Below are 18,611 nucleotides of genomic sequence, written 5' to 3' on the forward strand. Positions count from 1 at the left end.
AGATTCGACTCTATATTATAAATTATTCTTGTTAAAAACATTCCAATTACTTGATAATATCGGTTCCTAAATAAGGCTGTAAAATTTCAGGAACTGTAATAGTACCATCTTGGTTTTGATAATTTTCCAAAATAGCAATGACAGTTCTTCCAACAGCCAAACCTGAACCGTTTAGAATATGAACGTATTCATTTTTATTATTTGTAGGATTTTTCATTTTAATATTGGCGCGTCTTGCTTGGAAATCGCAAGAATTACTGATAGAACCAATTTCACGATAACAATTATAACTGGGTAAAAAAACTTCTAAATCATAAGTTTTTGCCATACTAAAACCCAAATCCCCAGTAGAAAGTAAAACAACACGATAAGGAAGTTTGAGCAGTTTTAGCACTTCTTCGGAATCTTTTAACATTTGGTCTAGACATTCATAAGAATTTTGGGGATGGCAAAACTGGATTAATTCTACTTTATTAAATTGATGTTGTCTAAAAATTCCTCTAGTATCTTTGCCAGCTGAGCCTGCTTCTTGGCGAAAAGCAGTAGTGTAGGCAACGTATTTAATGGGAAGTGTGTCTGGTTTAAAAATTTCTTCACGATGCAAATTAATAGTAGGAACTTCTGCTGTAGGATTTAGATACCAATTATTTTTGGAGTTGTAAAGCTTGTAGACTTCATCTTCAAACTTGGGTAATTGACCTGTTGAAAACATGGATTTTTCATTGATAATATAAGGAGGAATAATTTCTTGATAACCTTTTTTACTATGAAGATCCATCATAAATTGAATTAAGGCTCTTTCGAGGCGTGCTCCTAGCCCTTTGCAAACAACAAATCCACTACCAGAAATTTTAGAAGCTTTTTTAAAGTCGAGAATATCTAATTTTTCAGCTAAATAAACATGGTCTTTGGGCGTAAATGCAAAAGTTCTTATTTGTCCTTCGCAATACAATTCCTTATTGTCCTTATCGTTTGTGCCAATTGGTAAAGAATCATGTGGTAAATTGGGGGTAATGCTTAAAATATCAAAAATTTCTTGTTCTTTTAGTTTTAACTTTTGTTCTAGTTTTTGTAAATCATAACGCAAAAAATTAGTGTCTTGCAAAACAAGAGTAATATCTTCTTTGGCGTTAGCTTTTTGGGCGACTTTTTTAGCTGATTGATTTTTTTGACTTCTTAAATCCTGTATTTCCAAAAGTAAAGATTTTCTTTGTTGTGCTAAAAGAGGCAATTTATTTAAATAAGCAAAATTTTGTTGCCTTTTTTCTAATTTTGCAATAACAGATGGCAGATTTTGGACTACAAAATTCAGATCTAACATAAAAAAATACCTCTTTAGTTTGGGAAAAATTAATTTAATGGTGGCAAAAATAATAAGTTTTAATTGGAAAAATATAAATGTAGTAAGAATATAAATTTTGTTAGTTAATGGGGTTTGAAAAATTTTTACTTATTTTTATTATTCAAATCATTTATAAATTCAAACCACCAATGTAGAAATTCTTCACTAGAAGAAGGGTTTCCTGTAGGAGATTTAAATTCGGTACCTAAAATTTTATTAACTTCATTTACACCTTTTTTTACTGTGGTTTGTGCAAAATATTTAGGTTCATTTAATGACGATCTAAAATATAGACTTGCCCCTAAAACTGATCCTACAATAAATCCTGAAGTTACATAAATTACTTTATTTACCCAAAAAAACATAAATTTATCAACCTTTTCCACTCAAATATATTTAAATAAAATAATTACAATTAAAATATTAATGTTATGTTTGTTGGTCCAATATTATGATAAGTTTTGATGTTTGTTTTAATTAATGTGATTTTTGTGAGTTTTGTAAAGAAAAATTAAAGGGTATTTACTAATTTTTGTAAATCAGATTTGTTTCTAGCAGAAAAGTTAGCGTGATAAACTCTTTTAGAAACCCCTTTATCAAATTTTTTATAAGCTACACTTAATAAAGCTAAGGCTTTTTGTTTATCAGCGTTTGAAACTGCAGTTTTTACTTGTTTTACCACTGTTTTTACAGATGATTTAAAAGAAACATTTTGCAAACGACGTTTTTCATTAGTTTTATTACGTTTTTTTTGTTGTTTAATATTAGCCATGATTATAATCTCCTTTTTTTAGTTACTTAATTATCAATTTATTATTAATAACTCTATTGGGAATTATACCAAAATTTAGATAAAAAAACAATAAAATAGTGTAATTATAGTATTTTTTATATCTTTTGCATTGCATAATAAATTATGTAATATTTGTAAAAATAAAATTATGGAAACTCGTTTATGGAGATTTTTTTATAACTCGAAACAATACCCAAAATTACTTTCAAATACTTATTCATTTAACTTTTTAAAATATTTTTTTCAAATGCATCAGGAGTAGTATAATTAAGTGATGAATGCATTCTTTCTAAATTATAATATGACATATATTTACAAATAGCTTCAATCATAACTTTTTTACTAATAGTTCTAGGGTTTGGAATGCCATAATAAATACATTCACATTTAAAAGAAGAAAAGAAAGAAGTTAAATAAGTACAAGGGGAAGATTTTCCTTTTTGAATCCCTTGTCTATCTTCAAAACTCTGAATTAAATTTTTGGTTTCTAAAATTTCTTCAACATCCAATTTATAATATGGAAATTTAAGATAAGAATGAAAAATGCAATCATTTTCAAATACATTTAATTTATCAATAGTATCTATAATTAAAGGTGCGCCTTCATAATCAGAAACATGATAAGCCAAAATTTTGCGACTATATGTATCTAGGACAACTTAAACATATAAAACTTTATCCTGGTAATAAACTTCAGTAATGCCACCACATAATATTTGATGAGGTCTTGTAGCTTTCATATTTTTAGCAAGATTTAAAAATTGACGATTTAATATCATTTCTTCAGTATAATATTGCATATTTATCTATCTCCATTTATTTATTATAATCATTCCTAAACATTTAAAACATTAAATAATTCTATCACTCTAAATTATAAACAATTACAACAATTTATCTACCCCAAAAGAAAGGAAAACCCAAACTGTAATTGCAGTTTGGGTTATTTTAATAAATAATGATATATTTATAAGGAATCAAAAATCTTCAAAAAAAGCCTTAGATTTAGGAAACTTATCAGTTTCAAAAATTTCTTTCGGAGTGCCTTTTTCAAGAATTTTACCTTGTTCCATAAAATAAATAGTATCAGATACTCTTTGAGCAAATTTCATTTCATGAGTTACAATAATAAGATTTATTTTTTTCTCTGATAATTTTTGTAAAGTTTGTAATACTTGCAAAGTAGATTCAGGATCTAGGGCAGAAGTTGGTTCATCTAAAAGAATAACTTCAGGTTTCATACATAAAACTCTAGCAATAGCAACACGTTGTTTTTGTCCCCCTGAAAGAGTTTCTACTCTTTGATTAGCAAGAGCTTCTAAATCTAGTTCTTTTAACCGTTCTAAAGCATTTTCTTGAGCTTCTTGTTTAGATAATTTTAATACTTTCATCGGAGCTAAACAACAATTTTCTAATACTGTTTTTCCTTCAAATAAATTAAAACTTTGAAACACCATTCCTACTTTAGTTCTTAGATCAGATAATTTTACTCCTTTATCTAAGATATTTTTATTATCAATTAAAATTTGACCAGAATTAGGTTCTTCTAATAGATTAAAACATCTTAATAAAGTAGATTTCCCTGAACCCGAAAAACCAATAATAGTTACTATTTCTTGTTTTTTAATTTTTAAATTAATATTTTTTAAAATCTCTTTATCGCCAAACTTTTTACAAAGATCTTTAACTTCAATTAAATATTGCATTCTAAACTCCTTTTTTTTGTTTTTCTAAATATTTAACAAATAAATTAGCAATCGTAATTAACACTAAATAGATACAAGCAGTAATAGCATAAGGAATAGCAATGCTTCCTGTTTGAACAATTTGAGTTTTGGCTTTCCATGCTACATCTAACAGACCAACCAAACCACCAAAACAAGCACTATCTTTAATATTTACAATAAATTGTTGTACTACAAAAGGAAGTGATCTTTTAAGCGTTTGAGGGAAAATAACACAAAAAAATGTTTGTCTTTGAGTCATTCCTAAAGCTAGAGAAGCTTCTACTTGTCCTTTATCTAAAAACTTAATATTTTGTAATAAAATATTTGTAATACTAACTGCTGAATTTAATAATAACACTATAATACCTGAATACATCGGATTTAATTCAGGATTATAAGCTCTCCAACCAAAATGAACTATAATCATTTGGGCTGCTACTGGAATTGATTTAAAAATATAAAGTATTGCATCAAGCAAGTAAAGAAAACTTTGTATTAACCCTACAATAAAGGGATTTTGTGTTTGATAATTAGGTTTAATACTTTTAATCCCTGTTAAAACAATAGCTAAGATAAAACCTACAATAACTCCATCTAATGCAAGTAATAAAGTAGTTTTTAAAGGTGTGGCATAATCAGGTAAAACAAGAGATACTTTTTGATACCAATTTAATCCTTGTTTTTGACTTAACTCTTTTAAAGATTGTTCTAACCATTTATTAGTTATTTCTTTAAATTTAGATATTTTGTCTTCTAAAGTTTTTATTCTATTTGGGTCTTGTTTGTCAGTGGGTTTTGATTGTTCTTCTTTTAATTCTTTGGTTAACTCAATTATACCTTTAACATCTAAACCATAACCCTCTAGAACAAGTTCTTCTTTTTTTAAAATTTCTTTAAAAGCATTATTAATTGGAGTAATTAATTTTGTATTACCTTTTTTAACTACAATTCCTAAACCTGTAGGAGAAACAGTAAAACGAGCATCATCAGATATAATTGATATATGTTTTAATTCATCATTTTGCGAAGCATAATATTTAGTAATATAACTATCAGTTATAAAAATATCAGAAGCTTTATCTTTGACGCTTTGAGCACACATAACAGCATCATCAATAGGATTGGATTTAGTAATGTGTAATAAATTTCCTAAATCTGATCTAATATTTTCAATAACTTTATCAGCCACAGAACCAGTAAGAGTTAAAAATTTAATTGGGTCTTTGGAATCTTTTAATATACCTTTTATATCTTCATATTTTACTTCTTTTGGTAAATCTTTAAAACGCGCATCATCTTTTCTTACTAAAAACCCTGTATTATCCAAAGTATAGGCAATAGGAAAATCAAAGTTTTCTTTTCTTTTATCAGTAATACTAATAGAAGAAATAGCTAAATCAACTGAACCATTTTGAACAGCAGTAAACATCCCATCAAAATCAAAAAGACTAAATTTACAACCTTCATACTTTTCTTCTTGAGGTAATGATTTTACTATTTTATCAATTAAATCTATATCAAATCCTGAAATATATTCACCTTGAATAGTTCTATGAGCTTTACTTGTATCTTTATCAGATTTAATAGTCAAACTATTAGGAGCTGCATCAGCTACCACAGCTACTCTTAAATATTTCTTAGAATTATTAACTCTTTGAAATAACCCCACACTAAAATGAAGCCATACCCAAAAAATCATAAACATAAATAATAAAACATATTTAGTATATTTTAGATATTCAGTAATTTTGTATTTTTCTTTTTTCCTTTGAATCATAATATATAATTTTTACCTTCACTTTCAATTTTGGTGCTTGTAAAAACTATCTATTTGACAAATTTAATTTAAAATACCAAAAAACAAACATCATTGTTATAATAGATACAACAATTTTAATATACTTATGAATATGAAATCTATATTTGGGAGGCATCTTTTTAATTTTCATTTTTTAACCTTTTATTTATATATTATAAATATACATAAATTGTAATGTGCATCATTTATAAATATTTTTCAATTCTAAAACAATATCAAACTTTTAATAATAAGATATTTTTTAAAATAATACTTTATTATTTATGATAACATAAAAACAATTAAAATTAACATTTAATTAATATCAGTATAACTATTTTAATATAAAAGATTCAAAGGTAAGAAATAAATATTGGGTTGATAATTAAAATGTAGTGAGTTATGCATTAATTATCTTTATATTTTATATTAAGAATTAATATTTGTTTTATCTTAATATTTGTTTCTTATAATTCTTAAATTAATTTATTAAGCGCTAACTAAAGTTTTTAAAGCAGGATTTAATTTTTTTCTAAATATTTACTTAACATATTAATAAATTGAATTAAAACTAAGTAAACAAAGGAAAGTATTACAAATGGAGCAACTAAATCTCCTGTAACATTCATAGCATCATTTGTAACAAATGACATATCAATTAATGCAATTAATCCGAAGAAAGTACAAGCTTTAATATTAGTAACAAATTGTGCTACTACTAAAGGAACTGATTTTTTTAATGCTTGTGGGAAAGTAACATAATAGAAGGTTTGTTTTTTATTCAATCTTAAAGATTGACCCGCTTCTACTTTTCCTTTATCTACAAATTTAAGAGTTTGCATTAAAACAACAGCAATATTAGCAGCTGAATTTAATACAATGACAACTAATGCTGCATGAGCTTGATGCATTCTATTTATCAAAATATTCATTATTTAATATTATACAACAATTATTTTAATTTTGCAAATATTAAAAAAATAAAGATGAAAGGAAATATTAATTTTAAGTATATATAATAAATAAATTACATAAACAAAAGATAAAACAAACATCCTTAAAGACTAGACTAAAAACTAGTCTTTTTTTTTATTACCTTAAATTAACTTTATCCCTATAAAAATAACACTCAAACCCATCCAAACACCCTTAAAACCCCAAAAATGAGCATATTTTACCGTTTTTTTTGAGTTATAATATACTTTAATGGCAGTACTTTAATATACAAACTAGCTATTATATACAAAAAATGTAATAAGGAGTCTTTCAAAATGAAATATTAAACAAAAAAGATTAAAATATTATTCCAAATACAATTTAACAACATAATCAATAATATTTTCAATCAAACTTAATTTTAGTACTATTCAAACTTTATTAATTAAATATCTAAAATCATTTTAAATCAAAAACATTATGGGAGTTTAACTTATATGAATACTAAAAAATAATAAAAAATATTTAATTAAATGCATAATTTTATTAATTATAGCTTTTATTTGTCTTTTCCAAACTATCCTTATTAACACTTTAGAAGCACAACCTAACGAACAAAGACCCAACAACCAACATTATGCTTTTACTCAAAGTCCAGATTTAAAAAATAAACAAATTGAAAATAGAAATAAAAACTAAGTTTGTAACTTGATAAACTTATTGAACAATTACAAACATTTGTAACTGAATATGACGAATATGACGCATATTTATTTCATAATATAAAGGAATTAAAAAATGAAACTGTAAAAAATAGTGAATTTATAACATTAAAAAACATCCTAGACCAAGGCATACCACGATATAAAACTACATTAACCCAAAATGCCCATGCAGAAAAAACACTTTTATGACAAGCATCGCAAACAAAGAAACACTCAACACCGATGACATAAACACTCTAAAAGCAAAAATAAAGAATTGCTTTGATACTTTCAAACTTAAGAAATAAAATTTATGAGACAATAAAAAGCAAAGTGGAACCTTTTAAAAATATTTCTTCTATCAAAACCAAAATCGAAGATCTTGAATCTGATTTAACATCCAAAAAGGATCAAACCCAACCCAACAATTTCCAACCATCCCCAACTAATTTATGCGACCTTAATACAGATATCAACAATGAAATTGAAAAACTATCCCAAATACATAATAAATATTTTATTGCTAAAATACATAATATTTAATTAAACCCAGGTAACCAAAATCAAATCCAAGAACAAATTATTACTAAATTAAAAACATTAATCCCTCAAAATTCAAATACACAAAATGTAGAAACACAAGATACTATTAAAGATATATTTCAAATAAATACTCTACAAACACCTTCTTATAATTCTAATATTAACAATAAATATATTCTAGATACTAAAATTAAAGATGCAAATAACAATTTAGCAACTTGTATTTATTGACGTCCAAGACAAAGAAACAATTGAAATACCACAAGAAACATATACTTTAGAAAAATTATTACAAACTTGCACAACAGCTAAAAATATCTATATCTTTTGGAAATCTCCAAAACCACCAAAAGACATTACTCTTGATGATATAACAGATTTAAATATATCAGATTGTTAACAAAATGAAGATTACGAAGTGTAGGGTGGAGGTATAAAACCCAAAGGATCTTATAACAAATCTAATACTCGTGAAAATACTATAACTAGTGTAGGTAGTTGTGGTTATATTCATTTCCATACTAAAACTTTTTGGGCTGCTCAAAATTTACAAATTTTAAAATCTAAAGATGATTCTTTTAATGTTTTGTATTTCTATTTTTATTTAAAACAAGGACACATTCCCAATTTCACCCAAAAGCTAATAAAAAAAATAAAAATAACTCTTCCCCCATTAGAAACACAAAATGAAATAGCCACTTTTTTAAATAAAACCTTAAAATAAATAGAAGAAAAAACAAATTTACTCAATTCTTTAATGAAAGATTTATTAAATAAAACCGATGAACAAAAACAATATTTATTTAATAAATTATTATTTTAACTTACAAACCTTTTAATTAATACCTTTAACCCCCAGACTCTTTTTACAAAGGGTCTTTTTATTTGTCATTAAATAAATATAGCATAACAAAACAATAAAACAACAAAATAAACAAATTAACTTGAATATTTCTAATAATTCATGTTATAATAAAGTAAATTACTAAAAATTATATACTATTTATGCACAAAAATTTTTTACCAATTCTTCAATAAAAAAATCAAAATATGTAGAAAATAAGAGGCATTTTATAATAAAAATGTTATAATAAAGCTGTAAATGCAAACAATGGAGGCAAACATGTATCACATTCCAATAGGAATCTCAGGAAGACACACTCACCTATCACAAGAAACACTAGATATTTTATTCGGTCAAAAAAATTATCAACTCACTTTTTTCAAACCCCTCAAACAAACAGGACAATTTGCAGCACAAGAAAAAATTGATGTTATGAGTCCATCAGGAAAAATTCTTCCACAAGTTCGGATTTTAGGACCCACAAGACCTTTTGACCAAGTAGAAATTAGTCAAAGCGATGCTTTAAGACACGGATTTACAGCTCCTGTTAGGTCTTCAGGCGATATTAAAGGTTCAGGCAAAGCCACTTTAATAGGTCTCAAAGGTCAAGTAGACATTGAAGAAGGTGTTATTATTGCCAACAGACATATTCATTTATCTACCCAAGATGCAAAAAATTTTGGCATTACTGACAAACAAATGGTAAGTATTGAAATTGAAGGCACTAAACCTGGCATCTTAAAACAAGTTTTGTGCAGAGTACACCCCGATTTTAAACTTGAATGCCACTTAGATACCGATGACGGCAGTGCTTTTTTACTTAAAAATGGCGATACTGTTAAATTACTGAAATAAATCATTAAAAATAAAAAAATAAATTATTTTGTCAACTTAAATTCTTGCGTTATAAGGATCTTGCAACTCACCCCAAAGACCTTATAACCTATATTTATTTTCACCCCTTAGCAAAACTAACAATATAACTAACAATTATTTTATTTTTTTATTGAACGAAAGACATAAATTTCCTTTCATTTGTGTCTTTCGCTCAATAAAAACTCTTCTTAAAAACGCAAACAACAAGAAGGAGGTAAAACGGATAAGGATAAAAATTACAAAAACCCAATAAACTTAATTAAAAATTATCCTCAATAAAATAAATGCAAACAACCAATCCATCTTTTAAAAAGTTTCTCAGATCTGAAGTTTTTCGTGACCCTATCTACGGTTATATTTATCTGGAATACGAATTGATTGAAAAATTAATTGATACTTCCGTTTTCCAAAGATTAAGACGTATAAAACAATTAAGCGGCGCTAACATCGTCTTTCATGGAGCAGAACATTCTCGTTTTACACACAGTTTAGGTGTTTATGAACTTGCAAGACGGTTTTTAAAAATCACAAATATTAAAAAACACTTTTCTGAAACCCAAAAATTAATTTTACTAGTATCTTCTTTGTTACATGATATTGGACACGGTGCTTATTCTCATTCTTTTGAAACCTTATTTGACGTAAACCACGAAACACAAAGTGCACGCATCATCAAACATAACAAAGAAATTGGAGCTTTATTAGACCAAATAAGCCCTGATTTCAAAAACGATGTAGCTAGTGTGATTGAAAAAACAAAGAAATTTCCCTTAATAGAACAAATTTTAACTAGTCAAATTGATATTGACAGACTAGATTATTTAGAACGAGATTCTTATTTTACAGGTGCCACTTATGGGCATATCGATTTAGAACGTTTAATGCGTAGCATGATAATTGAGCCTCATCCTAGCAAAAATAACGAAAAATGTATTGCCTTTAGACAAAGTGGTGTTTTTGCTATTGAAAATTATTTAATTAACCGCTATCATATGTTCTGGCAAGTTTATTATCATCCCAAAGTAAGAGCTTATAGCACTATTTTAGAAAAAATTTGTAAACGTTTATGTGATTTATTACAAAATAACTATCCTGTAGACCCATACATCCAATCTTTTTACAATTTTGTAAACAATCAAACTGACCTAGACAAATACTTAGCAATTGATGATTATTATATGAACGGTTTAATCCTACATCTTAAAAATAGTAAGGATACCATTTTAAAAAATTTATGTAATGATTTTCTCAATAGACGTATTTGGCACATTTTAGATGATAACGATCAAACCCAAGAACAAATTGCACAAATTAAGCAACAATATCACAGCCAAAACCACACTTATATTAAATATTATACTTCAAGTAATGCTGCTTTTCAAAATGCTTATTCCGAAAGTAAGCCTAAATTTGAAACCAAAATTTTAATTAAATCTAAGGGAGGACTCAAAAGTCTGAAAGAAGAATCCCCCATTATTAAAAGTTTAATCAAAAGTAGTCCTAAACAAGATAATAAATTTTTTTATCGCCCTTTATAAATCCAAAACTCCTCCTATAAACCCCTCCCAAACAACTTCCCCAATTCTCAACTAACAACAAATCCCAAAAGCCAACATCCATATCAATTTTATTTAAGGAAATCAAATGCATCATACAACCAAAAAAAAATACGGTCAAAATTTTTTAACAGATGTTAATTTATTAAACAAAATTGTAACTAAGGCTTCCATCACAGACAAAAATGTTTTAGAAATTGGACCTGGCAAAGGTGCTTTAACCAAAATTATTGTCCCTCAAGCTAAACATGTTTTAGCCTATGAAATTGATGCTACTCTCAAACCTTTTTTAAATTTTGAAAATCATAACAATGTTAATATCATTTATGATGATTTTTTAAAAAGAGATTTATTAAAAGATTTTGATTATTATTTTAGTCCTAACTCTCAATTAAGTTTAATTGGTAACTTACCTTATTATATTACCTCACCTATTCTTTTTAAAATTATTGACACTCCCCAAATTAATGATGCTACTATTATGATTCAAAAAGAAGTAGGAATGCGTTTACTGGCTCAACCCAATAACAAAAATTATAACGCTTTATCTGTAATTATTCAATTTCTATTTAGTATTGAAAAAATCCAAGAAGTTAAAAGACATATGTTTTTTCCTGCACCCAAAGTAGACAGTATTGTTATTAAACTTACTAAAAATAACAACATTTGCCCTACTTTCTTACAACAATTTATCAAGTTTATAAAAGCTTCCTTTAAACAAAAAAGAAAAACTTTACTCAACAACTTATCTTGTCAATTTTTGTTATCCAAAGAAACCATTATTCCTTTTTTCTTACAACATCACATCCCTTTACAAATTAGAGCCGAACAGGTAACTTTAGAAACTTTTCAAAAATTAACTGTTAAATGGTTTATTTTTTTTAATATGTCATAAAATAATAAAACTTTTCATATTGAAAATAAATCACAAGGCTTATTAGGAAATGATTTTCCCTTTTTCCGATATTAAACATCAATATCAAAAAATTAAATATTAATCTTTTTTTAAATAAAAAAACCATTAAAATATTAACTGCATCCAATTATTATTTATATTTTATTTGTAATTTTTAATTTGTATCATTACACAAACCATAAATAATTAATAATAAATAACGAATAATAATTTAGCATTTAATATAAAATGAAGCAAAACTGGAGGCTTAAGAAATGAAAGTTACCGATGTAAAAATTAGAAAAATCAACGGTGAAAGTAGATTAAGAGGAGTTTCTTCAATCACTTTTGAAAACCAATTTGTAGTTAATGACATCAGAATTATAGAAGGAGAAAGAGGTATATTTATTGCTATGCCAAGTAGAAAAACTTCCAAAGGCAACTTTAGAGATATCGCTCATCCCATCAATTCAGAAACTCGTCAACTAATTGAAAATTGCATCAAAAACAAATACCAAGATTTGCTAGATAACCCTCCACAAGAAGAAGATTTTTCTCAAAATTCTGAAAATTAATAATTATTAACTTTAAAAAATTCCAGATTTTTTTGGAATTTTTTTTACATGTTTTGAATTCAAAACGCCATTTTATTAAAAAAATTTTGCAAATGCGAAACTAAAAATCCAAAACTAACAAACAACTCATCCATTAACACTTTTTCCAAACATACTTTACATTACTAAAATATTTACAATTATATTTATCCAAAAAAATTAAGCAAAGAGGTACAAAAATTTGTCTTGTTGCAGCAATTCTTCATCCATCCACAATCACGAACACAACGATAAAAAACCATTAATTTGTTTTGTTATAGGAACATTTTTATATAGTTTATTTGCTCTATATTTGCATTCTCACAATTGCACAAACACACTAGTATTAGTTCTTGTTTCTTTGGCACTTTTATTTTTAATCGGCTATCATGTTATTTTAAAAGGCTTTATAGAAACTTGGCAAGATACTTGCAAATTTAAAAAATTCACTCCCAACATTCATATTTTAATGACTTTAGCGGCTCTGGGAGCTTTATATTTAAAAAACTACAACGACGGTATTTTATTAATTGTCATATTTTCAGGAGCTTCTTTTTTAGAAGAATACATTGAGGCAAAAAGTCAAAAAGAAATCAAAAATCTCTTAAAGCTTCAAGTAGCAGAAGCAAGATTACAAAAAGAAGACGGCAGTACTGAAATTATTCCTTCCAAACTACTCAAAATCAATGATTTAGTCTTAATTTTACCAGGCGACCAAATCCCTACTGACGGCGTCATTGTTTCGGGCAATCCCAACATTAACGAAGCTAACATTACAGGCGAAGGCATTCCTTGTGACAAACAACCAGGCGATTTTGTCTACGGCAGCACCATTAACGGCAGCAACCATTTTGTTATGCGTGTCACAGCTACTAACGAACAGACTGTTTTTGCCCAAATTGTAAGATTAGTAAGCCAAACCCAAAACAATATTTCCAAAACTGCTACTTTAATTAAAAAAATAGAACCAATTTATGTAAAAACCATTATGGCAACAGTTGTTGTTGTCCTTGGTCTTGCAGGAATACTACATTTTACTGGACCAAGTAATCCCAATTTCGAATTTAGCACTTGGCTACACAAAACAATGATTTTTTTAACTGTATCATCTCCATGTGCCCTAGCTGCAGCTGACATTCCTTCCACTCTTGCAGCTATTTCTAACCTCACTAAAAAAGGGATTTTATTCAAAAACGGCAGATCTTTGGAAAAAATGGCAGATATCAAAGCTTTTGCATGCGACAAAACAGGCACCCTTACCGAAGGCAAACCTCAAGTAACTGATGTTTATGTAGCCCCCGAAATCTCTGAAGAAAAGTATCACAAATATTTAGATATATTATTAGGGATGGAACAAAAATCCAACCATCCTTTAGCACTAGCTATTAAAAACCATTTCCACCACAAATCTCACCTCCAAATGGAAATTACTAGCTCAGTTGGCATCGGCCTTGAAACTTTTTATCAAAACAATCATTATAAAATTGCCAAAGCTACTGCTTTTACCCAAACTCCAATCTGTGCATCTTTACAAGCCCAAACGCAAAAATTTTTATCCGAAGGCAAAACCATCGTTTATTTTAGTTGTAATAATCACATTGTTATGGTTTTAGCTCTTTTGGATAAATTACGTCCTCAAGCTTATCATTTAATGCAATACTTCAACCATAAAAACATCTATACTGCAGTAATTACAGGAGATACCCAACAAATCGCTTACATCTTACAAAAAAAACTTCATCTCAAAGCAGCTTGGGGAGATATTCTACCTGCCTATAAACTAGAAAAAGTTCAAGAACTACAAAAAGAAAAAGGCACTACAGTAATGGTAGGTGATGGTGTCAATGATGCTCCTGCCCTTACAGCTGCTGATGTAGGAATTGCGATGCAAAACGGTACTGATGTGGCAATGGATGTAGCAGATGCGGTTTTAATGCAAAATGATTTATCAAAAATTATCTATACTCACCAAGTAGCTGTCAAACTACGCAAAATCATTTGGCAAAATATTATTTTTGCCATGGTAGTAGTTTGTATCTTGAATCTTTGTAATCTTTTTGGAGACATGAATTTACCTTGGGCAGTCACTTGCCATGAAGGAAGCACACTTTTAGTTATTTTCAATGGATTAAGACTTTTACAAAGCCCCAAAAACCTCAAACTAAAATACAAAAAGAAAAACACAAAATCTTTTAATAAATAATTTACTTTATTAACCTCATTATAAAAGACAGCACAAAGACAAAAAAACCACCCTAAAAGGGTGGTTTTTTATTTACATATTAAGATTCAAAACATAATTTAAAAGAGTGTTAAATTTGGAAGTATTTTATTTGAGTATAATAAAATCTATTATTATTAAATAATTATCAATATAAAAGTTATTACAATATATAAAATATTTAATCTTGTTCAAATGTTTTATCACGTTTTAATTTAAGATAAAAAGTTGCAAAAATTAATAATGTAATGATAAAACAAATAAAATTACTAAGAAAAATACTCAAACCTACTCCCATTACACCTTGATTTAAAAAGTGTTTGGAAAAAAGAACAATAAAAAAGATACGAATTAAAGTTCTTAAAAAATTCAGATAAACCGAAGGTCCTACGCGTTTAAAAGCTAATAAAAAATTAAACATAATAATAGAACCACACGATAACCATAAGCTAGTAGTTTCAAAAAATAATAATGTACGGAAAGCATCTTGTTCCAAACTAGGAATCTTTTCCCAAGGACTATCATGAAATAATGGCAAAATTAACTTATAACCAAAAATATTAATCAAAGAACCTATTAAAGCCAAAACACACATACAAAAAATAATTTTTTTGAATGCTTCAAAGACTCTATTAAGATTGTTATGACCTAAATTTTGAGATATAATAGCATTTTGGGAATCAGAAAAAGAGTTAAGTGCATTATAAAAGACATTATTAATAGTTACTGCTAAGGCTAAATTAGCTCCAATTTGGGAACTACTAATTCCTTGAGGATCACCGTACCATTCTTTAACAATGATACTTACAATTAATTTGCCAACACTATAAATACTAATACTAGCACAAACAGGAATAGCTAATTTAGAAAGTTTTTTCAAAAATTCTTTATCAAAACTGATTTTGGATAAAATAATACGGAAGGGATTTTTGCTGTCAAAAAATAAAAACCACAAAGCAAATAAAGTAACAATTCCGTTAGAAATCAAAGTAGCCAAAGCCAAAGAAACCATGGAAGAATTCCAATAATGAAAAAGAGCAAAAGAAAAAATAATTTTAGCAGAAGCGTTTAAAATATTTAAAAAAAGAGCAATTTTGTTATTACCTTTGGCACGCTCCAAACTTAAAAAAACTGTATTTATAATGATACAAACAAGCGACAATATAATAAGATTATAATATTTAATACCTTCATTGTTTTCAATTGCATTTTGACTAATTTTTAAAATATTAGTTGCAATGAAACTTTTAAAAACAAAAATGCATAAAAAGACCAAAATAAAGCCAGTTAAAATGGAAAGAACAAACGTTTTTGCCAAATAAAGGTGCATTTTATTAATATTATTTTGTCCATAAGCACGCCCTACTAAAATAACTCCTCCTGTGGCAATAGAAATACCAAAAGGAACAAGAATACCTTTAAATATATGTACGCGACTTACAAAGGTAAGTTGATTATCTGAAATTTGATTTCTTTTTAAAATAAAAAGATCAATAGCATCTGATGCATTTTGAAAAATCCAATAAATAATGATAGGAAAGGTAAAATAAAAAATTACTTTCCATAAGTTTCCTTCTAATAAAAATTTTCTATTTCTTTTTTCATTAATTAAAATTTGTGTTGTTGCTTTTGTTTTAACCACAAAAAAACCTCCATCTAATGTTTTGGTTGGGTCAAACAACTTGAAAATATGTGTAAATAAAAGCTATAACACATATTATATTTTATCAAAATTAGAGGGGTTTTGGGAGGCAAAAGGTGATATTTAGAGGAGGTGCGCTAACTATTTCATTTATTTAGATAACTAACCATTTTTAACAGCTACCCTCAGTTTAGCAGAAATACTACGCGAATTATTTTGCATTTCTTCCTCACTTGGCAAAAAAGCTTTTTTAGTAATAATACTTAAAGGAGTTTGGGGCATAATTGTAATAGGCAATTTTTTAGGCAAAACAAAAGTACTATGTTTTTTAAAAAAATGTTTAACAATGCGGTCTTCTAACGAATGAAAACTAATAACTACTATCCTGGCATTGGGTTTTAACAAATCAAGACTTTGTTCCAAGGCTTGTTTTAAAGATTCTAATTCTTGGTTAACTTCGATACGCAATGCTTGAAATATTTTTTTAGCACTATGTCCTTTTTGGCGATTGCAAAATCGATCAGTGATGGCAACCAAATCATAAGATGTGCACAAAGGTCTTTGTTTAATAATTTCTGAGGCAACCAAAGCAGCATTTTTAACTTCACCATAAATCTTAAAAATATTTTTTAATTGTGCAAAGGAGTAATTATTTAAAATATATTGTGCAGTAATTGTTTGATTAACATTCATTCTCATATCTAAAGGAGTGTTGTGCAAATAACTAAATCCTCTTTGGGGATTGTCAATTTGACAAGAAGATAGCCCTAAATCAAATAAAATACCATCTAATTGAAAAACATTTCGTTGTGCTAATTGGGTTTTTAAATGCGAAAAGTTGCTATGAATTATTTCAATTGGCAAATGTGGGGGCAAGATTTTTTTAGCGTTTGTGCAAGCTTCTACATCTTGGTCAAAAGAATATAAAAACCCTTGTTGCAAAAGATTTGCAATTTCTATAGTATGCCCACATTGTCCTAAAGTGGCATCTACATAAATACCTTCGGGCTTTATCTTTAAAAAATCTATGGCTTCTTGTTTGAGAACTGAAATGTGGTTAAAATGTGTTTTATTCATGGATTTTACCTCGCTTGCAAAGTTAAAAAATGTGATTAAAAATAATAAATGGTGGAAAAATAAAAGGAAGGTGAGAGATGAATTGCAATTATAAAAAAATAGTTAAATTACACAATATTATTTGTAATTTAACTTATTTTATCAATTGTGAAATGGTACCTAAATATTAATTACTTAAAGACAAATTTAACTTTATCATTAATAATTTCTTCCAAAGCTTTACCAACTACTTTATTACACACAAGTTCAGGCAATTCTTTTTTTTGAGCTTCTATCACATGAGCAGTTTTGCTTGCAATATGAACTAATTTGTATTTGGAATTAATTTTATCCAACAATTTATCAATCGAAGGATAGATCAAACCTTCCTTATTGTATTTTTTTTTATTTGGTTTACTATTGTTCTGCATAACCATTATCCTCCAATATTTTTAAATAATTACGAATACTGCGTTTCGTTTTGGCATGTTCTGCTCTAATAATTGCAATAATACGGTCAGCAGCATTAGACACTTCATCATTTACTACAATATAATCGTATTTGTGAACTAAGTGAAACTCGTTATTGGCTTTGGCAATTCGTTTTGCAATATTTGCTTCTTGTTCAGTGCCACGTTTTTTTAAACGATCGTAGAGAGCTTTTTTTTCAGGCGGAACCAAAAAAATAAAAACTGTGTTTGGCATACGCTTTTTTCTTAAATGAGTGGCTCCTTCAACTTCAATTTCTAAAAAAACTTCTTTTCCTTGTTTTAAAAAATCTTGAATTTGCTTTTTAGGAGTTCCATAATAATGATCAATAAATTTAGCCCATTCTAAAAAACAATTATTTTCAATCCCTTTTTCAAATTCTTCTTTAGTTAGAAAATGGTAATCTTTACCGTCTTGTTCACCTGGTCGCGGTTTTCTGGTAGTAGCAGAAACAGAATATACAAAATTATGATTAGTCATTTCAAACAAAGCTTTTCTCACAGTGGCTTTGCCAACTCCTGAAGGTCCTGAAAGAACTATTAAAAGTCCTTTTTTATTTAATTTCATGTTAACTTACCTTTTTTATTAAATTTTGT

The 18,611-nt window shown here is 27.4% G+C and carries 19 protein-coding genes; 7 read left to right on the forward strand and 12 right to left on the reverse strand.

Annotated elements, in window-relative coordinates:
• Positions 1-46 precede the first annotated feature (46 nt).
• The 8 genes from serS to EXT02_RS02710 all read right to left on the reverse strand — a co-directional run bounded on the left by serS (position 47) and on the right by EXT02_RS02710 (position 6,592).
• A complete protein-coding gene (gene serS / locus EXT02_RS02680) occupies positions 47-1,321 on the reverse strand; it encodes a serine--tRNA ligase (protein ID WP_130427953.1) in 1,275 nt (424 codons plus the stop codon).
• Between the two features lie 125 nt (positions 1,322-1,446).
• Entirely contained in the window at positions 1,447-1,707 is a 261-nt protein-coding gene (locus EXT02_RS02685) for a hypothetical protein (RefSeq protein ID WP_130427955.1), read from the reverse strand.
• Positions 1,708-1,853: 146 nt separating this feature from the next.
• On the reverse strand, positions 1,854-2,114 hold the full coding sequence (gene rpsT / locus EXT02_RS02690) for a 30S ribosomal protein S20 (protein ID WP_130427957.1): 261 nt from the start codon (positions 2,112-2,114) through the stop codon (positions 1,854-1,856).
• Positions 2,115-2,356: 242 nt separating this feature from the next.
• The gene (locus EXT02_RS02695) at positions 2,357-2,764 is read right to left on the reverse strand and encodes an IS3 family transposase (RefSeq protein WP_165383254.1); all 408 of its coding nucleotides are present in this window, start codon (positions 2,762-2,764) and stop codon (positions 2,357-2,359) included.
• A 30-nt stretch (positions 2,765-2,794) separates the two neighbouring features.
• The gene (locus EXT02_RS02955; protein WP_165383255.1) at positions 2,795-2,935 is read right to left on the reverse strand and encodes a hypothetical protein; all 141 of its coding nucleotides are present in this window, start codon (positions 2,933-2,935) and stop codon (positions 2,795-2,797) included.
• Positions 2,936-3,112: 177 nt separating this feature from the next.
• Positions 3,113-3,841: an amino acid ABC transporter ATP-binding protein gene (locus tag EXT02_RS02700; RefSeq protein ID WP_024563301.1), complete on the reverse strand. Its 729-nt coding sequence runs from the start codon at positions 3,839-3,841 to the stop codon at positions 3,113-3,115.
• 1 nt (position 3,842) lies between these two features.
• The gene (locus EXT02_RS02705) at positions 3,843-5,639 is read right to left on the reverse strand and encodes an ABC transporter substrate-binding protein/permease (protein WP_130427961.1); all 1,797 of its coding nucleotides are present in this window, start codon (positions 5,637-5,639) and stop codon (positions 3,843-3,845) included.
• A gap of 542 nt (positions 5,640-6,181) precedes the next feature.
• Positions 6,182-6,592: an ABC transporter permease subunit gene (locus EXT02_RS02710; protein ID WP_130427963.1), complete on the reverse strand. Its 411-nt coding sequence runs from the start codon at positions 6,590-6,592 to the stop codon at positions 6,182-6,184.
• A gap of 1,041 nt (positions 6,593-7,633) precedes the next feature.
• On the opposite strand from EXT02_RS02710, the gene EXT02_RS02715 reads away from it, so the two are divergent.
• The 7 genes from EXT02_RS02715 to EXT02_RS02745 all read left to right on the forward strand — a co-directional run bounded on the left by EXT02_RS02715 (position 7,634) and on the right by EXT02_RS02745 (position 14,810).
• Positions 7,634-7,843, forward strand: a complete 210-nt coding sequence (locus EXT02_RS02715; RefSeq protein WP_130427965.1) for a hypothetical protein — start codon at positions 7,634-7,636, stop codon at positions 7,841-7,843.
• A gap of 433 nt (positions 7,844-8,276) precedes the next feature.
• Entirely contained in the window at positions 8,277-8,567 is a 291-nt protein-coding gene (locus EXT02_RS03225; RefSeq protein ID WP_130428043.1) for a restriction endonuclease subunit S, read from the forward strand.
• A 378-nt stretch (positions 8,568-8,945) separates the two neighbouring features.
• Positions 8,946-9,542 carry a phosphate propanoyltransferase gene (locus tag EXT02_RS02725; RefSeq protein WP_232308835.1) on the forward strand — a complete coding sequence of 199 codons (597 nt, stop codon included), beginning with the start codon at positions 8,946-8,948 and terminating at the stop codon, positions 9,540-9,542.
• A gap of 305 nt (positions 9,543-9,847) precedes the next feature.
• Positions 9,848-11,101 carry an HD domain-containing protein gene (locus EXT02_RS02730; RefSeq protein WP_130427967.1) on the forward strand — a complete coding sequence of 418 codons (1,254 nt, stop codon included), beginning with the start codon at positions 9,848-9,850 and terminating at the stop codon, positions 11,099-11,101.
• A gap of 106 nt (positions 11,102-11,207) precedes the next feature.
• Entirely contained in the window at positions 11,208-12,014 is an 807-nt protein-coding gene (rsmA, locus tag EXT02_RS02735) for a 16S rRNA (adenine(1518)-N(6)/adenine(1519)-N(6))-dimethyltransferase RsmA (RefSeq protein WP_130427969.1), read from the forward strand.
• Positions 12,015-12,289: 275 nt separating this feature from the next.
• Positions 12,290-12,589, forward strand: coding sequence for a septation regulator SpoVG (spoVG, locus tag EXT02_RS02740; RefSeq protein ID WP_034172172.1), 300 nt, complete (start codon positions 12,290-12,292; stop codon positions 12,587-12,589).
• 220 nt (positions 12,590-12,809) lie between these two features.
• The gene (locus EXT02_RS02745; protein ID WP_130427971.1) at positions 12,810-14,810 is read left to right on the forward strand and encodes a heavy metal translocating P-type ATPase; all 2,001 of its coding nucleotides are present in this window, start codon (positions 12,810-12,812) and stop codon (positions 14,808-14,810) included.
• Between the two features lie 199 nt (positions 14,811-15,009).
• Here EXT02_RS02745 and EXT02_RS02750 read toward each other — a convergent pair whose 3' ends face one another.
• The 4 genes from EXT02_RS02750 to gmk form a co-directional block, all read right to left on the reverse strand.
• Complete coding sequence (locus EXT02_RS02750) at positions 15,010-16,470, reverse strand: MATE family efflux transporter (protein WP_069028412.1); 1,461 nt, start codon at positions 16,468-16,470, stop codon at positions 15,010-15,012.
• Positions 16,471-16,632: 162 nt separating this feature from the next.
• Entirely contained in the window at positions 16,633-17,547 is a 915-nt protein-coding gene (gene rsmH, locus EXT02_RS02755; protein ID WP_130427973.1) for a 16S rRNA (cytosine(1402)-N(4))-methyltransferase RsmH, read from the reverse strand.
• A gap of 170 nt (positions 17,548-17,717) precedes the next feature.
• The gene (locus EXT02_RS02760; RefSeq protein ID WP_130427975.1) at positions 17,718-17,963 is read right to left on the reverse strand and encodes a DNA-directed RNA polymerase subunit omega; all 246 of its coding nucleotides are present in this window, start codon (positions 17,961-17,963) and stop codon (positions 17,718-17,720) included.
• Positions 17,944-18,582 (reverse strand): guanylate kinase, encoded by a 639-nt coding sequence (gmk, locus tag EXT02_RS02765; RefSeq protein WP_069028414.1) that lies wholly within the window; start codon positions 18,580-18,582, stop codon positions 17,944-17,946. Before gmk ends, EXT02_RS02760 begins: the two co-directional genes overlap by 20 nt.
• Positions 18,583-18,611: the final 29 nt, after the last annotated feature.

It is taken from the genome of 'Catharanthus roseus' aster yellows phytoplasma (assembly GCF_004214875.1).
GTDB lineage: Bacteria > Bacillota_I > Bacilli_A > Acholeplasmatales > Acholeplasmataceae > Phytoplasma > Phytoplasma asteris.

Coding starts and splice junctions, on each gene's coding strand:
- serS (WP_130427953.1), bottom strand. CDS start 1,321: ATGTTAGATCTGAATTTTGTAGTCCAAAATCTGCCATCTGTTATTGCA.
- EXT02_RS02685 (WP_130427955.1), bottom strand. CDS start 1,707: ATGTTTTTTTGGGTAAATAAAGTAATTTATGTAACTTCAGGATTTATT.
- rpsT (WP_130427957.1), bottom strand. CDS start 2,114: ATGGCTAATATTAAACAACAAAAAAAACGTAATAAAACTAATGAAAAA.
- EXT02_RS02955 (WP_165383255.1), bottom strand. CDS start 2,935: ATGCAATATTATACTGAAGAAATGATATTAAATCGTCAATTTTTAAAT.
- EXT02_RS02700 (WP_024563301.1), bottom strand. CDS start 3,841: ATGCAATATTTAATTGAAGTTAAAGATCTTTGTAAAAAGTTTGGCGAT.
- EXT02_RS02705 (WP_130427961.1), bottom strand. CDS start 5,639: ATGATTCAAAGGAAAAAAGAAAAATACAAAATTACTGAATATCTAAAA.
- EXT02_RS02710 (WP_130427963.1), bottom strand. CDS start 6,592: ATGAATATTTTGATAAATAGAATGCATCAAGCTCATGCAGCATTAGTT.
- EXT02_RS02725 (WP_232308835.1), top strand. CDS start 8,946: ATGCAAACAATGGAGGCAAACATGTATCACATTCCAATAGGAATCTCA.
- EXT02_RS02730 (WP_130427967.1), top strand. CDS start 9,848: ATGCAAACAACCAATCCATCTTTTAAAAAGTTTCTCAGATCTGAAGTT.
- rsmA (WP_130427969.1), top strand. CDS start 11,208: ATGCATCATACAACCAAAAAAAAATACGGTCAAAATTTTTTAACAGAT.
- spoVG (WP_034172172.1), top strand. CDS start 12,290: ATGAAAGTTACCGATGTAAAAATTAGAAAAATCAACGGTGAAAGTAGA.
- rsmH (WP_130427973.1), bottom strand. CDS start 17,547: ATGAATAAAACACATTTTAACCACATTTCAGTTCTCAAACAAGAAGCC.
- EXT02_RS02760 (WP_130427975.1), bottom strand. CDS start 17,963: ATGGTTATGCAGAACAATAGTAAACCAAATAAAAAAAAATACAATAAG.
- gmk (WP_069028414.1), bottom strand. CDS start 18,582: ATGAAATTAAATAAAAAAGGACTTTTAATAGTTCTTTCAGGACCTTCA.